This window comes from Pedobacter sp. 22163 (assembly GCF_052045595.1).
Classification (GTDB): domain Bacteria; phylum Bacteroidota; class Bacteroidia; order Sphingobacteriales; family Sphingobacteriaceae; genus Pedobacter.
Genome location: NZ_JBQEPM010000001.1, coordinates 1,026,552 through 1,046,224 on the forward strand (window position 1 = coordinate 1,026,552; position 19,673 = coordinate 1,046,224).

13 protein-coding genes are annotated in these 19,673 nt (G+C 41.4%); 2 read left to right on the forward strand and 11 right to left on the reverse strand.

Annotated elements, in window-relative coordinates; translation table 11 throughout:
* Positions 1-341: 341 nt before the first annotated feature.
* The 9 genes from ACTJKN_RS04215 to ACTJKN_RS04255 form a co-directional block, all read right to left on the reverse strand.
* A complete protein-coding gene (locus ACTJKN_RS04215) occupies positions 342-1,853 on the reverse strand; it encodes a family 43 glycosylhydrolase (RefSeq protein ID WP_440822931.1) in 1,512 nt (503 codons plus the stop codon).
* A gap of 6 nt (positions 1,854-1,859) precedes the next feature.
* Positions 1,860-2,027, reverse strand: coding sequence for a hypothetical protein (locus tag ACTJKN_RS04220; RefSeq protein ID WP_440822933.1), 168 nt, complete (start codon positions 2,025-2,027; stop codon positions 1,860-1,862).
* A gap of 308 nt (positions 2,028-2,335) precedes the next feature.
* A complete protein-coding gene (locus ACTJKN_RS04225; RefSeq protein ID WP_440822935.1) occupies positions 2,336-2,899 on the reverse strand; it encodes a hypothetical protein in 564 nt (187 codons plus the stop codon).
* Positions 2,900-2,995: 96 nt separating this feature from the next.
* Entirely contained in the window at positions 2,996-4,174 is a 1,179-nt protein-coding gene (locus ACTJKN_RS04230) for a glycoside hydrolase family 5 protein (protein WP_440822937.1), read from the reverse strand.
* Positions 4,175-4,267: 93 nt separating this feature from the next.
* The gene (locus ACTJKN_RS04235; RefSeq protein ID WP_440822939.1) at positions 4,268-5,887 is read right to left on the reverse strand and encodes a glycoside hydrolase family 43 protein; all 1,620 of its coding nucleotides are present in this window, start codon (positions 5,885-5,887) and stop codon (positions 4,268-4,270) included.
* Between the two features lie 49 nt (positions 5,888-5,936).
* Positions 5,937-7,469, reverse strand: a complete 1,533-nt coding sequence (locus ACTJKN_RS04240; protein ID WP_440822941.1) for a glycoside hydrolase family 43 protein — start codon at positions 7,467-7,469, stop codon at positions 5,937-5,939.
* Positions 7,470-7,756: 287 nt separating this feature from the next.
* Positions 7,757-9,205, reverse strand: a complete 1,449-nt coding sequence (locus ACTJKN_RS04245) for a glycan-binding surface protein (protein ID WP_440822943.1) — start codon at positions 9,203-9,205, stop codon at positions 7,757-7,759.
* Positions 9,206-9,229: 24 nt separating this feature from the next.
* Positions 9,230-10,822 carry a RagB/SusD family nutrient uptake outer membrane protein gene (locus ACTJKN_RS04250; protein ID WP_440822945.1) on the reverse strand — a complete coding sequence of 531 codons (1,593 nt, stop codon included), beginning with the start codon at positions 10,820-10,822 and terminating at the stop codon, positions 9,230-9,232.
* 31 nt (positions 10,823-10,853) lie between these two features.
* Positions 10,854-14,066: a SusC/RagA family TonB-linked outer membrane protein gene (locus ACTJKN_RS04255; protein WP_440822947.1), complete on the reverse strand. Its 3,213-nt coding sequence runs from the start codon at positions 14,064-14,066 to the stop codon at positions 10,854-10,856.
* 981 nt (positions 14,067-15,047) lie between these two features.
* On the opposite strand from ACTJKN_RS04255, the gene ACTJKN_RS04260 reads away from it, so the two are divergent.
* On the forward strand, positions 15,048-16,745 hold the full coding sequence (locus ACTJKN_RS04260; RefSeq protein ID WP_440822949.1) for a cellulase family glycosylhydrolase: 1,698 nt from the start codon (positions 15,048-15,050) through the stop codon (positions 16,743-16,745).
* A gap of 288 nt (positions 16,746-17,033) precedes the next feature.
* On the forward strand, positions 17,034-17,474 hold the full coding sequence (locus ACTJKN_RS04265) for an Hsp20/alpha crystallin family protein (RefSeq protein WP_440822951.1): 441 nt from the start codon (positions 17,034-17,036) through the stop codon (positions 17,472-17,474).
* Between the two features lie 119 nt (positions 17,475-17,593).
* On the opposite strand, the gene ACTJKN_RS04270 is transcribed toward ACTJKN_RS04265, so the two are convergent.
* Both ACTJKN_RS04270 and ACTJKN_RS04275 read right to left on the reverse strand, forming a co-directional pair.
* Entirely contained in the window at positions 17,594-19,354 is a 1,761-nt protein-coding gene (locus ACTJKN_RS04270) for an ATP-binding protein (RefSeq protein ID WP_440822953.1), read from the reverse strand.
* Positions 19,355-19,357: 3 nt separating this feature from the next.
* Complete coding sequence (locus tag ACTJKN_RS04275; protein WP_440822955.1) at positions 19,358-19,672, reverse strand: circadian clock KaiB family protein; 315 nt, start codon at positions 19,670-19,672, stop codon at positions 19,358-19,360.
* Position 19,673 lies beyond the last annotated feature (1 nt).

Consider the following 19,673-nt stretch of genomic DNA (forward strand, 5'->3'; position numbering starts at 1 on the left):
ATTATTTATTCTGATTTTTAGCGCCTGTTTAAATTTTATTATAAATCATTAATATGTCGTCTGCCCAAAGGACTCCTGTGGAGAGCGTAGTCGAAGACTTGTTTTTCGATATATTAAAAGCAATCGACTCCGCTACCATTGACAGACTCCAATAGAATGGTCGTCATTGCGAGGCACGAAGCAATCTTAAAGCGCTCGCTACTAGCGATAGTTGTAAGATTGCTTTGTCGGCTGAAAAGGCCTCCTCGCAATGACGATTTTTCGCTGGCACATAGCACTAAAACCCTCTGTCATTTATATTGATTTTATAAAATAAATTACCCCTCAGTGTGACATCATATCTATTTTACCGGGGTATATTTAAAATTTTTAAATGTTACCTTTCCTTCTCCTATTGAACAAAGGCCTATCCTTAAGCTCAAAAATCCGCTAAGTACATTGTGGTGCATGCCCGATACCTCAAAGGAATTTTCAATTTTGTTCCATTTCACACCATCTTTACTGTAATATAGATCTACCGTGTTTTCTACATTTTTGAGACGCAGGAACACATGGTTGTTCACTACATTTTTTTCAGCCGGGGCTCGCCAGCCACGCAGATCGGCAACGATGTCTTCATTGTTGGCGAGTATCCCGGAAGACGCTGTGCTGTTGTAAAAAAGAGCCAGGCCTGCAGTTGCTTTTCCTTCAATTAACACCTCAACATCAACGGTGTAGGAATGGTCTTCGGGTATGCATAATAAGGGATAACTATTACCTATAGCATTTCCTTTTGCTTTAACAGACAAGCTGTTATTGGCCAATTTAAACCTGTTGGTATCCAGTTCTTCAAAGAATTGCCATTGAGATTTTAATTTATGACCCGCAAAATTGTCGTTCAGGTTAAAATTGGTTTTAGAGGAGGCCAAATCTGGCTTTTTGATTGGTTTACTGTCGTTTATACCTGTGGGTACCTTGTACCAGCCGTCTTTTGTCCATCCTATAGGCAGAAGCATCGTTTGGCGGCCTTTATTGTAATAGTCTTTTTCGTAAGCGTGGAACACCATCCACCAGTTTCCTTTTACATCATCAATAATGGTAGCATGCCCTTTCGACCTCCATTTTTCGGATTTTTCGGTTGTTCTTACAATCGGGTTATAAGGTGAATTTTCCCATGGGCCGGACAGTGATTTTGACCGTGCGGATACGACCATGTGGCCGGTTATCGGGCCTGCTGTTCCACCTTCGGCCACAGTAATATAATAGTATTCCCCCCTTTTTATCAATTTAGGGCCTTCCAGGCAAAAACACTCAATAGACCAATTTCTGGGGATGGGCCAACCTTTGTATGAACTCTTTTGGTTTCCTGTGGTGGAAAGGCCATCATCAGATAAAGGTACAAATCCTCCGTCGCTGAAGAATAAATATCTTTTGCCCTGCTCATCTGTAATATGACCCGGGTCGATGTTGCCGATTTTCAGGTCAACCGGGTCACTCCATTTACCTGCGATCGAATCTGCTGTTACCACATAATTGGTACCATTTGCAGGGAAATAAATATAGAACTTATTTTTATACTTCACCAGATCGGGTGCATATACCGAACCTACTTTTTTGTGTAAAGCATGGGTTACGGGTTTCCAGTTGATCAGATCTTTTGAATGCCAGATCAATAAACCAGGATAATATTCGAAGGATGAATGGACCATGTAATAATTTTCCCCATCACGTAGTATACTAGGATCGGGATAATCCCCCGCGAAAATTGGATTCGTATAGAAGCCCAGAGCCTTCGGATGCTGAGCTACCTGATATTGCGCTGTTGCACAAATGCTAAACTGGATCAAAAAAATTGTGATTATAAATTTATTCATATTATTTTATGCTGTAAAAAGTATTGTTAACCTGTTATTATAGGTTGATAGTTTCTGTGTAATTTCTCTCCAATTATCTGTTCTGAAAGGGATGGTAGGCAAGCCTTCGGCATTTATCAGGTTACATTCCGGATTATCAGCCCAGGCATAACGTACAGCTTGCGGATCCTGCACCTGATCAGCATAAACCACATATTTTCCCTATTGTGACTTTCGCCCAGTAAAACTGTTGATCATTACCCGCTATCGAGAATCCTGTTATTTCCTTGGCATCTTTGGTTCGGAGGCGCCTTATATGAAATGGAGCCAGCAGCATTTTCACGCTGGCTCCATACAAAAAATTCAATTGTTTATTTTTTAATCATCTTTGATTTTGAGTAGCTTGTAAAATCTTGATTTCAATGAAGATCCTATTGACAATTGGCTTGAAGACCATGATTTTATTGAATTGTCACATGATTGGTTCGATTCAGTCGTCAGGCTTACAGCTTATTTCCAGTAATTATAAAATTATCAAACATTATCGCATTAGAACTCGAGGTATTAGGACTTACTCTAAGGCTTATTGTTTTATAATTCCCTGAAGGCAAGGCAACCAATTTTGCTTCTTTAGACCACCCTCCGCCACTAGCAATTGTAGGTAGCGTTACCCAAGAAGCACCGCCATCAACACTTGCTTCAATTTTTGGTTTTACAGCATCTCCTGCATCTTCAACAACAAATTCATAAGACAGGTTTAAATTTGTAAAACCAGCCACATTGATATTAGGGATCGTAACAGCAGCACCTTTAGATTCTATTTTCAGATTATATTGCTCACCCCACCCCTGACGCAAATTTATATTGGCATCGTCAGCAGTTTTTAGATCTATTCCCCCACTCCATGTTCCTGCCTTTGCAGATGGTTTAAATGTATGCATTTGACCATCACCAAGGATGGCAACCTTTGATTCAAAATTCTCGGTATACAGCGTTTGCGGGGTTTGCTGTGCATTGGCTAACATCCCTGTTAGCAGCGCAAAAAATAATAATGTGATTTTTCTCATGTTAATTTGTTTTGAAAGTTTATAAAATATTGGTTTGAATTAATTTGTATCCTTATTTTCTTCATCTATACTACTTAAATCTCCGATTGCCATTCTTTATTTAGCACCTGTAATCAGCGCATCTATGATACGCTGGTCAAGCACTTTATTATTTCTGCGGTCTAAAACAGCACCTTGTTCCCAGAAAAAGGGCTTAAGGCCAAATTTAATGGCCTGCTGGGTTGAGTAAGTTGTCCAGTAATCTATCGACTCATTGTGTTTTGCCATGTCTGCAGGCAGATACTTAGGATTTGTTCTCCTAAAGGCTGCATATTCACCCAGTATTACCGGAATTCCTTTGTCGACAAACTTGGCTTTCATCAATCCGTATATTCTCAATATTTCGCTTTCTTCGCCCCAGGTCGCATTTCGGCCCGGATCGGTAAGCGAATGATGCCCCTTTCCCCAGTAGTAGACCATTTTACCCCAGCTGGCATCACCATCCATCAATATTGTAAATTGGGAGGGCGTATAGTTATGCACTTCAACCATCATGCGGTTAGGTACCTGATCTGTAGGAAGGCTATTCATCAGGTTATTGGTTTTATCGAAATCAGTGCCAGGCCCCTGAACAACCAGCACCCGGTAACTGTTCCTGCCACCTGTAGACCTTACAGCGTTAATAAATGTCTGGTGATAACCGTTCAATATTGCCATCTGTTCTGCATTTTCTGCAGGTGGTTCATTTGCACTGGCAAACAGGAGATGCTCATCAAAATCTCTCATGGTGGTTGCAATCTGCTCCCATAATGCTCTTTGCTTTGCATTAACAGCATCTTTTTTAATATTATTGATATTATGATCTAACCAACCGTTATCCCAGTGGATATTCAGCAGCACATACATATCGTTATCTACACAATATTTAACCACTTCTTTAACACGGTTAAGCCATGCGGGATCGATTGTAGCTTTTGATTGATCACTCAAATGTTTCCAGTCCCAGGCGCAGGGAATGCGTATTGCATTAAAACCTGTCTGTTTTACAAATTTCACGTACGATTCGGTAATTTGGGGATTACCCCAGCCACTTTCACCACCTGGCGATTCCATTGTATTACCGATGTTTATGCCCAAATTCATTTTGGCAGCCAGTTGTACGGCCGTGCTGCCCATACCCGTTTGGTCTGGTGCTTTTGGCGATGTATTATACGATGGATATAAAGCAGTTACTTCAGGTAAAGAAACACTGAGCGGAGACTGAACATCCTCCTTTTTGCAAAATGCAGTAAGCATTGTAAGTATCAACAGTACTAAGATGTAATGTTGTCCTCTAATTTTTATATTTCCGAAAAGATCCATTAATTATATATATCAGCTGTACTATAGTCACTTGTCATTGATATGGAAGTAATCAAAGTCTGCATAACCTCCAATGTTTTTAGTTGCATAATTAAACAGCGCAAAACGATAGCCCATAAAATGCGGAATGTCGTATTTCATCTTCAAAGGTGGTCCTATTGGTTTCCAAACTTTTCCATCAAGGCTGTAAAAGAAACACGCTTCATCTTTCCCATTAAGCGTGTAAAGGCTATTAGCTTCATCGTTCTTGCCGGTAAAATCGCAATCGATTCTAAAGTAAATTTGGTCTTGATCCAATAGAATTCGTTTTACTTCAACAGGTTTATCATGATCAGTAGTGATCATTACTATCGACTTTTGCCCCGCATCAATTTTAACCCCCACTGATCCATACTCTTTTTGGAAAGCTGAGAATCCGGCAAAATCACCGTCTTTCATTTTGGAAACATCCAGGGCAACAGAAGCTGAGCTGGTTGGACCAATAGTGCGTTGTGTAAGTGTGTTTCTAACCTGAAAAAAATCAGTATCGATTCTTCCTGTTTTTAGGCGCAGGAATCCTTTTCTTTCAGTTACAGACCACAGCGCATTATCCGGATTATGATTCCATTGCCAAGCCAGCGGCAAAGCAGGTTCGCCTTTTTTACGGGTAAACTCATCAGAAGCCACAATGCCTGGAATTAAACCTTTACTGGCCGGCAGATCGAGTGTATCGGACACTTTACCATTTTCTCCTAATACAGGCCATCCATCTTCCCATTTGACAGGAACGAGATAAGGAACGCGGCCAACAGCAGCATAATCACGGAAAAGATAAGAGAACCAACGTCCATCGGGCGTGTTGATCAATCCGCCTTGAGCAATTCCCCTATCCTGTAAGCCAACTTTCCCTTCCCAGGGACCGTTGATATGATCTGCCCTATGTATAAGTACAGTTCGCATTCCACCGCGTGGTGCGCAAATATTAAATAAATAATATTTGCCTTTTACTTTAAATAATTGAGATCCTTCAGCTCCAAGACCCACTTCTTTTCCTGTTGGTGCACTGGCGTTTTCGATGAGCACTCTCTCCGGCACGCCTGGTTTAACTCCTGTTAAATCCTCATTTAATTCGACAATTTTTAGTTTTTCTGCATCATAAATTAAGTATACCTTACCGTCATCATCAAAAAACAAGGAATGGTCATGATATGCTGGCTTAAAAGAAACTCGTTGCCAGTTTCCTTTTTCTATATCTTTTGTTTTAAAAATATAGGTTTCACCTGTGGTTTGTGCAAAAGTACTTACATAATACATCCCCTTGTGATAGCGTAAACTACTTGCCCAGGTGCCTTTACTATAGGCATTTTTTCCTTCTGTCAAATTTAGCGCCGGCACATCTGCCAAAGTATCATAGGCATAATTGATCATTTTCCAATTGACAAGATCTGTCGATTTCATAATGGGCACACCAGGGTTCATGTGCATCGTTGTACTGCTCATGTAATAACTATTGCCTACACGTATGATTGAAATATCAGGTACATCTGCATAAATGATGGGATTGGTGGCTTTTTGTGCATATAAACACGGTACTATAAGCGTGAAGATTAGCACTAATGTGCATAACCTGTAAACCGCTTTTTTCATATTCTCATTTGGCTTTTTCATTCTTAACCGATATTAATTGTAATTAGCATTAATAAACCTGTAACCAGAATTAACGAATGAATTTCCATTCATCAAACAAAAAACCCGCTCCATTAAACACGAAATAGACATTTTCTACCACTTTGTCTATTTTCAGGTTTATTTTCTTCGAGCGCGTGGTCCATTCCTTCTCATCACAAGTAAGGGAAACAAGAGGAGTACCTTTAAGATTATTTACATAAACATCAATTGTACCTTTTCCTTTTACCCTGGCTTCGAATCTGGCAGGGATCTGTTTACTAAAATCGGCTCCCCGCACCATGATACATTGTTGATCTGCTTTTCCTTTGGCAACCATATTGCCCGGATTACCAAAAGCTTCGAACTGGACTTGCCCCGAAGTGCCTGCAGTGGTTTCTGCCTGCTGAAGAACGAATGGATTTAATGGGTTAAGTTGTGAAGGACCTTTAAAAGTTGCATTGACCATGGGGATATTCACATTCTTTTCATCCACCTGTATTGGTTCAATACCCACATTACGAAAACCACCCTTGGTGCCAAAATAATCCTGTAAATACATGGCATGGTAAGCAAGATAATACTTCCCTTTAAACTTGAACAAGTGACTGTGATTGTTTGTCAAAGGGCCCACGTTAACATCGCCAGTATTCTTAAAGTAATTATCGCGATACTTCCAGCTATCCGGAATTAAGGGTGTTTTACTGGTCATATAAGATATGTTGCATTTGGTTGGCTTATCAATATTGCTATAAGGCCATTCAGTGCGTTCACCCCAGTCCGTACAATAGCTATAAACCCAGGTTCCGTTGATAAAGTTAAGGTCGCTGGCCTCATTAAAATAAGGAGCGGGTATCTTAGCAACATCGCTGGCCAAACTGATCATATCTTTTCCCAATTTGACGATTCTGGCATTATCTGGCATGTATTTCGTTTTAGGCGTTCCGCCTCCAAAAGTAAGCCAGCCTGTGCCCTGGTCATCAATAAGAACTCCGGGATCGAATGGGGCACCAACATCTACACCGGAAACAGAACGGTCGATTATGTTCTTTCCCAATGGGTCTTTCCATGGGCCAACCGGAGAGGTGGAAGTAAGCATGGCTGAGCCACCACCGCCATTGGAGTAATACAGATAAAAGTGCGTCTTACCATCTGCTTCCTTTCTGGATGTAATGGAAGGCGCCCAGGAATTCTGACTCCATGGTGCCAGCTCGGCAGTATTGATGAGACCATGATAGGTCCAGTTAACCATATCATCAGAAGACATCATGACCAGCGTACGGATACGCTCGTATGAATTTTTCCCATCTTTTCCTACATGCTCATACTGTTGATGATCATGAGTGGCATAGACATAAATTCTTCCATTGTATTCTACAGCTGTTGGGTCGGCTGTAAACATAAAATCTAATAAAGGATTGGCATTATTGGAGCTAAGTTTTGGCGAAACATTTGCGAATTTTTCTGCAAGGTTTTCTTTAACCATTTTCGGTTTACCTGCATTCGTCTGAGCTTCTACATCTTTTTGACATCCCAAAAGCGAGATAACAAAAACCGTACTTAACAGCACTTTTTTTCTAAACATGTTTTTTTATTTTCCTTAAAAAACGGATAGCCTTTAAGGGGGTTTTTCAATTGGTTAATTATTCTTTAAGCTAAGCGACGAAAAGGTGAGCCGTTCTGTGAGACTGACGAGCGCCAACCAATCTCAGGGAAGAAATAAGCTTATGCTATGGTATTACACTAATAAATGCCTGGTGGTAACTATTGAGTATGGCCATCTTCCCGGCATTAGCAGCCGCAGATTTATTCGTACTGGCAAATTTTAATTAGTAAAAGCCCTACGGCAGCATATTGCCGTAGGGCTTTAGTTTATTTAATTTTTACCACTCTTAAATTATCAACTGCGCCATAAAAGCTGGCTGCCGAAAGCGTGTAGTTATGTATATACATGATGCATGAGGTATTTCCGGAATCACCTGTTAAATCGGCAATTTTAGTTAGTGGAGCACCCATACCCTCGCCAAGCTCAGGATGTGATGCACGGAACGATGTTAAAGGAATAGTTACTGTTACCCACCCTTTTGTACTGTATGGTACCGTGGTCGTGGCGTTTATTCGCCATGGCTCCCATCGGGCCATGTAGCCATTTACTCCACTTACAATATCAACTGTAGTGCCCTTCCAGGCTTTTGGAATATTTACTTCAAATTTAAATGCCCAATTGCCAACCGCATCTGCAATATTGGTTTGTGGTACCCATTGTATTGCATTCATCGGTATGTTAGTACTCCAGGGCCATCCATCGTTACTAGACAATCCATCAACATCCAATACAAAATAGGTGCTTGAATTGCCAGAGAAATTAGGATTGCCATTAGTTTGTTTACCAGCACCCCAGTATTGCCAATTAAAATTGCTATCCCAATTAGAGATAGAGCCTGTTACTACATCATTTACATGGTACGCAGTAGTAGCCGTGCCAAACGGTGTAGTAACTGAAACCGGTCCGCTTTGCGTTAGCGTTGGCAAAATGAATCCAACAGAACTCCCATTCTTGGATGATACGAATGAAGTAACCGGGGCACCTGCAAACGTAAGCGTTTGAATATCTTTAAGATAGCTACCGTAAACATAAACCGAATCACCTGGGTTTGCATTTTCATTGGTAATACCTGCTATAACCGGGGTCGCAATTATTTTATGATTCAACGTACCGCTTTTGGTGATGATTGATATCTGATCGTCGGTCGTTGTGGCCGGCATCAAAAATCCAATAGAATTCCCGGCAGTATCTAATTTAAAGGATTGGATTGGGGTGCCCCTATACGAAAAGCGTTGAATGAAAAATAGTCCCGATCCATAAACATAAACAGAATCGCCTGGATTGGCATATAAATTGGAAATCCCCGCAAAGGTAGGTGCAGCCGGACCTAATTTAAAAGAAAACGTTGTGGAACCTGCTTTTGTAGCGTATTCTACAATATAGAGTTTAGCAGTATCAATTTTTGAAAACTGCATGTCGGGTATTCGCACCACGGCGCTGTTAGGCGCAAATAAAGCGCTGTTAAAAGAAGCAGGAACACCATTGAAACTTATTTGTGTAGCATTCTGCAAATTATCTCCGGTTATTACCACATATTGCCCGTTTGGCGCAGCACTATTCAAAACGGTATCATTAGGTGAGGCTGCATAATTCTTAATACTCAAAATAACTGGAGCAGCACTACTTTCTCTATCTTTTTTACACGCAGGTAATACAGCCGCTATCATTAAGAAAAGCAGCAAAGAGTAGAAGGTTAGATATGATTTTATTTTCATTACAATATCTTTTAATTTTTTTAATTAATAATATGGTACCGGTGGTTCTGCCAATTTAGGAGCGGTGGTTAGCTCGGATGACGGAATTGGCAATGTAAATGAAGAGATAGTTGCCGGAAGCGTAAGTGGTGGAGCAATGGTATCCCTTGTTGCTATCTTCGTTACAGGATCATAAGTAAACGAAATCCGACCGTGAGTGGCATCCTGATCATTAAGAAACTTCACAGCATTAGTCGGATCATAATAAGAATACCTCACCAGGTCTGTCCAGTATTGTCCTTCAAAAGCAAGTTCAACCCTTCTTTCGGTGCGCAGTAAAGCCGGAGTTACCGCAGTCACAATATCTACGCCGGCCCTTGTCCGCACAGCATTGAAATACTTTAGTGCATCAGCATCGCTCGTAGTACTATTGTTACCCAAAATGGCTTCGGCATATACCAGATACACATCGGCCAATCTAAGTACGGCATTATGTTCAGGGGATGACCAAGAATCCATTGTTGGCAAGTTGTTATCTTTTTCGGTGCCAACCATGTGTTTTTTCATGCCCGCGTTTTTTGCTTTAAAACCACCAGCAGCAGCATTCAATTCGGGATAAAAATCTCCGTTGAGCATGATAGTGGCTTTACGCCTTACTGTATCTTTAGCAGAATACATGCGGTATAAATCGTAGGTTGGCGCCAAGGCCATCCATCCACCTTGTTGTTGAGGAGTAATGATTCTATCTGGCGCATAATATTGCTGTAGGGCGTTGCCAGTTCCATAGCCGACACCTCCGGCCCATTGAAGCGAGAACAATGATTCTGGATTATCGTTGTTTTGTACCTTGAAAACATCATAATAGCTAGGAAACAATGCCAACCCACTATTTTTACACACATTGCCCGCATACTTTTTGGCACTGTCAAGCAAGGACTGGTCGCGTACACCGCCACTTTTGCCTACACCCGCCATCGTCAAATATGCCTTGCCCAGCATTCCCTGCGCCGACCAGGTAGTTACCCGGCCTTTTTGATCTGTTTTGGGAAGATGTTGCGCTGCATAAGTTAGGTCTTTAGCAACGAATTTATATACATCCGAAACAATGTTGCGGTTAAGCAGCGGATCTTTTATCAGTTTACTGTTGTCTTCGATAATTGGCACTGCGCCCCAATATATTGCCAAATTATAATAAGCCATGGCACGAATAAACCTTGCCTCAGCTATGGCAGCATTTTTGTCTGCTTCCGAAATAGACGGATCAGCCTGCTGTTGTATGGCTGTGATAAGCGTATTACATTGCGCTACAGTATTGTACAACCCAACCCAACCCTTTGTCACAAGACCATTTTGGGCGGTAATGGTGCGTGTAAACAGCTGTACCAAATCGCCATTATACGGAAAGCTAGCGGTACCACTTAGTACGTCGCCAAGCGGTATCCAGCACTCATTGCTCCATGACCACCAGTGCGAACCGCCATAAAGGCTTGCCGTAGCCAATCGCAAATCGGCGGTAGTTTTATAAAAATTGTTAGAACTTATCTGCGAGTTGGACGGACGATCCAAAAAACTCTTTTTACATCCGGCAATTGCTGTTGCACAGAGCAGGATGATGAAAATTTTGTTAATTAATTTCATAAACGTATATTTTTAATCAATGATCGTTTTATTATCTCAAGGTTATGTTCGCACCAATAGTAAATACCCTTGGCTGCGGATAATAACCGTCGTCCCAACCTGCCTGAAGTGGATCCCATGAACCAATTTCAGGATCCATGCCTTTATATTTTGTAATTATAAATGCATTGGATACATTGGCATACACCCTAACAGAACGTATAGATATTTTTGATAAAAGATTTTCTGGCAAACGGTAGCCTAAAGTGATATTTTTACACCTCAGGAATGAGCCATCCTCGATCATCAAACTATTAGGGCGGTTATTACCGTTGGTATTGTCGTTTCTCAACCCAGCAATAGTTGTATTAGGGTTGGTAACATATACGTTGTTAACATCGGATGGAGAGCCATTAGGATCTACCATAGCTAAGTTTGCATAATCTAACACCGATGTAAAAAAGGTAGCCTGATTTTGCGGATTGGTTTGCTGTACAGCCATTTGATTGAATACTTTGGCGCCATAACTACCACTGAAGAAAACATTCAGGTCAAAATTTTTGTAGTTAAATGTATTATTGAAACCATATTGGAATTTAGGGATCGGGGAACCCAAAAAGGTTTGATCTCTTGTGTCGATAATACCATCTCCATTCAAATCCTTGAACATACGGTCGCCGTACCAGATACCACCACCTGCTGGAGAGATCGGATAAGGCTTACCGCTTGGATCAGCAGGCAGTGCATGGTTTTTAAAATCTGCTGGAGTTGAGAAAATACCATCAAATACATAGCCATAAAATTCGCCAATGGGCCGGCCCACCGTCGTTTTTTGAATGATATCGTTAATCACATAAGATTTCTTACTTAAGTTAGCATCAGCTCCACCTGCACCTAAGTAGGTCACTTTATTGATATTCCGCGATACGGTAAAACTAGTTTTCCAACTGAAATTTTTAGCGTTAATATTGGTAGAATTAATTTGAATGTCAAACCCTTTGTTGGTTAACGAGCCAACATTGGCAAAAGGCGCTTGCATAGATCCTGGCCCATAACCCGCTACAGTACCAGAGTACCCTGGAAGCGGCACCTGTAATAAAAGGCCTTTTGTTAAGCGGCTGTAAGCTTCTAACGTAAAACTTAACCTCCCCTTAAAAAGCGTTCCGTCAAGCCCTGCACTGTAATAATCAGTTTTTTCCCAGGTCACCGCTGCGTTTGCCAAATTGTTTTGAAACTGAGCTATACCTGACAGACCATTGGCTACTGATAAAAGCTGAGTTACAAATGTATTGCCTGGTATGCCCTGGTTGTTGGTAATCCCGTAACCGAGCCTCAGCTTCAATTCAGTTATCGCTTTTATATCTTTTAAAAACGACTCGTTTTTAATTTTCCAGGCAAATCCGCCCGAATAGGTAGTTACCCAACGGTTGTAGGACGGAAAATTTGAAGAACCATCCTTACGTATATTACCGGTGAGCAGATATTTATCATTCCATGAAAAATTGACACGGCCGAAATAAGATTCCTGTGCAGAGCCTCCCGTAGGGTCTGATAATGAATTGTAGCCAAAGTTTGTGGCCGTGGTAGCATCCCCACCACTAATCGCCTGTACATTATCTGAAGCATAATTCCTTCGTGAAGCACCAAGACTTTGAAAAGTGCTCTCTTGCGATTCATGCCCTGCTAAAGCATCAATATGAAATTTTTTGAAATTATAGTTATAAGTTAGAAAATTGCGTATTACTATATAAAAATTTTGACCAGCGCTAGAGGAACCGAAGTTAGCGCTTACATTACCTTTGCCAAAACTATAAATTGGCGAATACCTATCTTCTGTATTAAAATCAAAATTACCAGATACCTCATTTCGCAGCGATAACCCTTTAGCCAATTGTATTTCGGCGTACACATTGCCAAATACCTGATTTCGCTTTCTTAAGTGTTTAATAATTTCTGCCAATGCCACCGGGTTGGCAACAGGTGCTACCCAACCGTTTGGATCGGTAACGCCTCCCCAGGAGCCATCAGAGTTGGTTACCGGAACATTAGGACTAAGGCTTAGTGCAGTGGCAATTACATTACTGGAGGTTGAGTTTACTTTTTCATCAACATGCGACAACTGAAGGCTCGTCCCTATTTTTAGCCAATTAGTGGTTTTATTGTCTAAATTCAGCCTTACCGAGTATCTGCTAAAATCAGATCCAATGGCTATCCCTTCCTGGTTAAAATACGAAGTTGACAATAAATATTGGGTTCTGTCATCTCCACCGCTTACAGTAAGCGTGTGATTCATTTGCGGGGCTCTCCGAAATAATTCTTTTTGCCAGTCGGTGCCCTTACCTAAATATTGAGGATTGGCAAATTCGGGCCTTTTATCAAAGTTCCAGCCCGAGCTAGCGGACCGGGCATTGATGAGCGTAGCAAATTGCTGCAAATCTACTGTAGGAAGTCGCTTAAGTATTTCCTGGTAACCGGCATAGAAATCATAAGTGATCTGCGGCGCTCCGGCTTTCCCCCTTTTTGTGGTGATCACAACAACTCCATTGGTCGCCTGCGAACCGTATATGGCTGTTGCTGAAGCATCTTTTAATACATCTATTGATTCAATTTCGGCAGGATTGATGGAATTTAACGGATTAGAACCACTACCGGGGTTGTTTACCGGTGGAATAATAATACCGTCTATAACGAACAGTGGCGAATTAGAGCCACTTATTGAAGATACACCACGTATTTGGATAGATACACCGCCACCTGGCTGGCCTGATACCTGTTGAACCACTACCCCGGCAACTTTGCCTTGCAGGGCCTGATCAAAAGTAGTTGGCTGGGTTTGTCGTAAATCGTCTCCCTTGATTGAACTTATTGATCCTGTAACATCCTTTCTTGCTACCTTGGCATAGCCAATAACAACCACTTCATCCAATTTTGTAGTTTCGATCTTTAAGATAACATTGATGACACTGCCATCACCGATCGTTATTTCCTGTGGTTGAAAACCGATCATTTTGAAAACAAGTACATCCCCGGTATTTCCTTTTATAGCATACTGTCCCTGTTCATTTGTTGATACAACCGTGTTCTTAGGTGTGTTCTTAGGCTTGAGCAGCACAACTACTCCGCGCAGTGGTGCGGGATTGTCGCTCCCCACCACCTTTCCTGTAATTTGCCTCTCCTGAGCAAAGCTTTTTAAGTGCAGAAGCACTAAGAAAATTACCACCAGCAAAAAAGCCGGTAATTTCCGAATAGAAATTGTTTGGTTCATATTTGGTTTATTTTGGTTTGTTTCGCCCCTTATTAAGCAACAGTCCTTTGGAACAGCTAGACGCAGATGAGTTTATTCTTCCGTGATCACTGATCTTAATTGCCTGTCATTAACAAGTGGCTTTGAATAGTCAAATATAGTTTCAAGTCAAACTGACGAATGCCTCAAATGATACAAAGAAGGATATTTTTGTTACATGACTATCGATTGCATTTTGTCTAGAAAGCAAAAAAAAACACCTGTTAAGCACTGAAAAACAGACAAATAACTAAAAAAACAAGATAATTTTGCCTTATAAAACATCTCTCCCTTATGTAACATTTTATCAATTTTAAGCTTTATCCGGAAATGATTCTGTTAACTTAAGCCACATAAATTCCCTAAAAACCATCTATGTTTTAATGGATAACTGTAAGCAATCCCAGCCTGTAAAACACCGAAATCAACAGGCAACATTTGTTACCTATTTAGTAACATATATGCCCCATGTACAGATTACCTATGGTTACTTTTAATGGTTAGCATGCAGATTCTATAAACCGATGGACCGGCCTTATTTTTTTATAATCAGCGTGATTACTGGTTCGAACAGTATTACCACCCATTGCTGGTTTATCAGCCTCAGCTTACTAACAAAAATCATATCTAACCAAAAACAATTATGAGCATGAAAATCATCAACCTAACAAGGCTGTTAGAACCAACAAGACTGCGGCTCCGGCTAATGTCGAGAAGTGCGTGGCCCGTCAGTGTACAAACAACCGGCAACAGAAAAAACACAACATCAACCGATGGTAACAAACTGCTTTCCTGTATTAAACTTATTAAAAAGGGAAGGCAAAGCGCATTACCTGCACCGATGGTTTTCTGTCAGATCAATAAAAAAACTATCTGTAAAAGCTAGTTGCTTAACCTATTATTAGCTCTTATTGGATCAATATGAATCTAATACAGTTTACTAACCAAATCATCTACAACAATATGAGAACCTTAAAATATTTTATGGGCATCCTCCTGTTCCTATTAATAACAAGATGCCAAAAGCCAGAAGTTGCTGTTCCAGAATCGGATACAACTAATAAAACAACTGCCAGGGCATTAACCGCAACCAGTTATCCGAGTTATAACCTATCACCTCTTCCACCCGACCAATCGGGAGTAAACAGCACGGCGATGCAGCTATCGGCAAAATTCAAACTGGGCTGGAATATAGGCAACACACTTGAGGCAATTGGTGGTGAAACAAACTGGGGCAATCCTATGGTTAGCCAGGCGCTTATCGATCAGGTGAAAAGAAGCGGTTTTACTGCCGTTCGGATCCCTTGCTCATGGAACCAATACATGGCCAACAGTGCTACTGCAGAACTTCAGCAATCATGGCTAAACAGGGTAAAGCAGGTTGTGCAATACTGTGTTAACGATGGCCTGTATGTAATATTAAATATCCATTGGGATGGAGGTTGGCTGGAGAACAACTGCACCACAGCCCAACAGGCCCAGGTTAATGCATTACAAAAAGCTTTTTGGGAGCAAATTGCTACACAGATGCGTGATTTTGACGAACATGTTATGTTTGCCAGTGCTAACGAACCTGCAGTATCGGATGCGACCGGAATGGGTGTTCTGCTTTCCTATCATCAAACCTTTGTGAATGCCGTCAGATCAACTGGTGGCCGAAATAGTTATAGGGTGTTGGTTATCCAAGGGCCCACAACCAGCATTGAATACACCAATAATTTAATGAATACCCTACCCACCGATCCTGCAGCCAATCGCCTGATGGTTGAAGTACACCATTATACGCCATTTAATTTTGCAGGTCTTACCCAGGATGTGAGTTGGGGCAATATGTTTTATTATTGGGGCGATGGATATCATTCTACTACTGATCCTTCGCGGAATGCTACCTTTGGTGAGGAATCAAATGCCGGAGCAGATTTTTCACTGATGAAAACTAAGTATATTGATAAGGGCATTCCGGTAATATTGGGAGAATATGGAGCAATCAGGCGGTCGACAACACTTTCTGGAGATGCGTTGACACTCCATCTGGCCAGCAGGGCGTACTATATCAACCATGTCACTCATCAGGCACTCTTAAATGGCTTACTTCCATTTTATTTCGACGATGGATCGAGCGGAAACAATGCATTCAGAATTATTGACAGGCAGACAAACGGAGTTGCTGATCAGCAAGGCCTCGCCGCAGTGGTGCAAGGCGCGCAAAATAACACGACTTCAACCATCCAGGTGGGACAGGTTTACCAGATTGTGAACAGATACAGCTTTAAGGCACTGGAAATTGGAGGATGGGGTACTGCCAATCAAACACCCGCTCAGCAGTGGGCTTATGTGGCGGGGGCAAACCAGCAGTTCAAGGTGGAAGATGCAGGAGGTGGATATTACAGGCTAACACCAATGCATGCCACCGGAAAATGTTTAGAAATTAATGGCTGGAGCACTACTGATGGCGGCCAGGCAGCTTTATGGGATTACAGTGGTGGTGCAAATCAAAAATGGTCAATTCAGATTACCACAAATGGATTTTATAAGATCATTAATGTAAATAGCGGAAAGGCTCTGGATATTAATGGATCTTCACTCAACAATGGTGGCACAGCTATTCAATGGTCTTACAGTGGTGGACGTAACCAGCAGTGGGCATTTTTAAAAATATAAACATTATAAACCAATAATCTGATACAGTTACTCAGCATTTATTTCAGGTGCTATCAGATCTTTTGGACGGTCTCATTAAAAGCGAGGTTTATGCAATGAAAAAATTTCAGTCCCGTACACTGAAAAAATTTCAGAAAAAATGAAAATTTTTCAGCTTGATCGCCATAATCACTTTATTTTCACCAATGGCATAGCGGTTGATTAATCAAAATTGGACCATCAGCGTCCAGAGAAAATTAATTGATTTATAGTCCATTTATTATTAAAAGTTTTAAAGGAGAAAACACTATGACATTGGTTAAATTCAATCCAGAAAAAAAGAACAGTTCATTATTGCCAGGCTTTAATGATATCTTTGAATCAGTACTTGGCGACACTTTTTTTACCGACCGTCGTTTAAGCAGCGTTCCGGCTGTAAATATCTCGGAGTCAGCCGATCACTATCACATTGAGCTTGCAGCACCCGGACTTAAAAAAGATGATTTCCGCGTTTCGGTAGAGCGTGATATGCTTACGATCTCAACTGAGACAAAAAACGAAAACCTCAGCGAAGGAAGAACCTATAATAGAAAAGAGTATAGTTATTCGGCCTTCACAAGATCATTCACACTTCCCGAAAGTGCTGACATTGAAAAGATCAGTGCAAGCTATAACGATGGAATTCTGAAACTTGAACTTCCTAAAAAAGAGGAAGCCAAAGTGGTCGCTAAACAGATCGAAATCCAATAAAAAAAATGCCGCCTATGGCGGCATTTTTTTTACCATAACCTCGAATCAACAGGTTTTAGAAAGAATAATACAATTCGTAAGAATAAAAGGTACATCTGCCGACTTTCATCCTAAAAGCGTTATTCAGGATTAATTAATGGTAAACAGAAATAAAAAACCGAGCCTTTTGTTAACTGGCTTTCTGCCCATATCTTTCCGCCATGTCGCTGTATAATCTCGGCAGATAGATAAAGTCCTATTCCAAAACCAGCAACAGTACTCATCCGATTGTTTTCTACCCGGTAAAACCGTTCGAATAGTTTTGGAATATCGTTTTCATTTATTCCCATCCCGTGATCCATTATGCGGAATACGGCTGTACCGCCCTCAAGATAACTGTCAATAGTTATTTCACTATCGGCCGGCGAATATTTCACCGCATTACTGATCAGATTATTAACCACATGTCCAAGTTTGTCCCTATCTGCGTTCACAAAAAAACCTGGCTGGAAGGTGTACTTTATATTATGGCTGTTTACTGTTGCAATATATTCCTCTACCACTTCCTTAAGCAGAACAGACATTTCGATGGGCTGGAAATCCATCAACATTTTTCCCGATTCCAAACGCGAGAGGTTGAGAAAACCATTGATCATGCCAGTCATTTTGTTGATCTGACGTTCAGCACCCTGAAGAGCCTTATCTGCAAAGCCGTTCATGGTACCTCTGGCTTTCAGCTGCATAACCTGAATATAACCTTTCATGGAAGTAAGCGGTGTCTTGAGTTCGTGACTAACCATCGCAATAAAATCGTTCTTCCGCTGTTCATCCCTTTTCTGATCTGTCACGTCCATTAAAACAGCATAAAAGCTATCAAAATCGCCATCGCTGCCTTTTTTTAACTTGCCTACGATCCTCATCCAACGGTTCTCACCAGAAATAAGATGTTTGATCGGATAGGTATAATCCAGGGGCTTTCCAAGATTGATACAATCCTGAAGGACCCCTTGGAGCGCTGATAGATATTCTGTACCAACACTGCTCAGCACCATTGTCCAGCTCACCTCCCCCTCCAATGGCAGGCCACAGAGTTTCCTGAACCGCTCTGATACTTCAACCCGTCCTGTTTTGATATCCAGGTTACAACTGCCCAGCTCTGCGGCATCGAAGGCAGACTGTAAGTTCTCTTCGCTCTCCCTTAACGCATCGAGTGCATCTTTAAGCTGACCGTTCACTTCTTTCTGAAGATCATTAACTGCTGCGAGTTTTTCATTGATAGTCTCTAGCTCCTGTGTTCTTAGCCTGACTGTATTTTCAAGATTTTCATTGAGTTCATCTGCATTTTTTCTTGCCGCTTCAAGTTCCCTGTTCCTGGTTTCCAAAAGCAACTGGTTTTTCTTCAGTTCGCTCAGATCGGTAATAATAACGCTTAGTGAAGTACCTTCATCAAGGTTAAGCGCCTTTAGAGAAAGCTGAACCGCCAAGGAAGTTCCCGAACTGTTGATGATATCAACTTCTGCCTTGGTGTCTACTTCCCAGGCACCATCGATTGTCTCTCTGACAAAGGCCTGATCTTCTGTTGAAAAAAATGCCAAAAAGTTTAGACCGATAACTTTTTCTAAGGGTAGTCCCAAAAGCCTTGCAAGTTGTGAGTTACAATACAATACCCTATATGATTCATCAAGCGTAAGTGCGCTTTCGGTCATCTGTTCGATAAAGATCCGGTAGGTATGATCAGCACTCTTAAGCGTAAAAAGCTGATGACCATCCTGACCATTTACAATCAGGGCATCAACTTCTCCAGAGCGGATTGCATGGATAATATCGTTGGCTTCCTCGAGCTGGATACGAAGTTCTTCATAGGCCCGCTCGAGCCTGATATGTTCACTTGACTTCTGCATAACTTAATAACTGATACCCAAACCTTTCAAAACTTTCGCACGGTCAGAGCAGTCCCCGATCAGCTTTTTGATAGGAACTGGCGATTTTTTGATCAACATCGGGATGGCCGTCACATCTTCCTGCTGCACCAACAAGGGCTGCTGGTGTGCATCAATGATATCCAGCTCATACCTGCCGGCAATAAATTCCTCGCATATTGCGCGGATGTTGACAACTGCCCTTGCGGAAACTGGTGATGCACCTGCAATGAAAAGCCTAAGCGAAAAAAAATCGTCGCTTTGGGTACTGTCTGGATGATCGGGGTTTCCTATCGGCATA

Excerpts from the sequence above, each read along its gene's own strand:
- ACTJKN_RS04215 (WP_440822931.1), bottom strand. The coding sequence starts at position 1,853 with ATGAATAAATTTATAATCACAATTTTTTTGATCCAGTTTAGCATTTGT.
- ACTJKN_RS04225 (WP_440822935.1), bottom strand. The coding sequence starts at position 2,899 with ATGAGAAAAATCACATTATTATTTTTTGCGCTGCTAACAGGGATGTTA.
- ACTJKN_RS04230 (WP_440822937.1), bottom strand. The coding sequence starts at position 4,174 with ATGCTTACTGCATTTTGCAAAAAGGAGGATGTTCAGTCTCCGCTCAGT.
- ACTJKN_RS04235 (WP_440822939.1), bottom strand. The coding sequence starts at position 5,887 with ATGAAAAAGCCAAATGAGAATATGAAAAAAGCGGTTTACAGGTTATGC.
- ACTJKN_RS04240 (WP_440822941.1), bottom strand. The coding sequence starts at position 7,469 with ATGTTTAGAAAAAAAGTGCTGTTAAGTACGGTTTTTGTTATCTCGCTT.
- ACTJKN_RS04245 (WP_440822943.1), bottom strand. The coding sequence starts at position 9,205 with ATGAAAATAAAATCATATCTAACCTTCTACTCTTTGCTGCTTTTCTTA.
- ACTJKN_RS04250 (WP_440822945.1), bottom strand. The coding sequence starts at position 10,822 with ATGAAATTAATTAACAAAATTTTCATCATCCTGCTCTGTGCAACAGCA.
- ACTJKN_RS04255 (WP_440822947.1), bottom strand. The coding sequence starts at position 14,066 with ATGAACCAAACAATTTCTATTCGGAAATTACCGGCTTTTTTGCTGGTG.
- ACTJKN_RS04260 (WP_440822949.1), top strand. The coding sequence starts at position 15,048 with ATGAGAACCTTAAAATATTTTATGGGCATCCTCCTGTTCCTATTAATA.
- ACTJKN_RS04265 (WP_440822951.1), top strand. The coding sequence starts at position 17,034 with ATGACATTGGTTAAATTCAATCCAGAAAAAAAGAACAGTTCATTATTG.
- ACTJKN_RS04270 (WP_440822953.1), bottom strand. The coding sequence starts at position 19,354 with ATGCAGAAGTCAAGTGAACATATCAGGCTCGAGCGGGCCTATGAAGAA.
- ACTJKN_RS04275 (WP_440822955.1), bottom strand. The coding sequence starts at position 19,672 with ATGCCGATAGGAAACCCCGATCATCCAGACAGTACCCAAAGCGACGAT.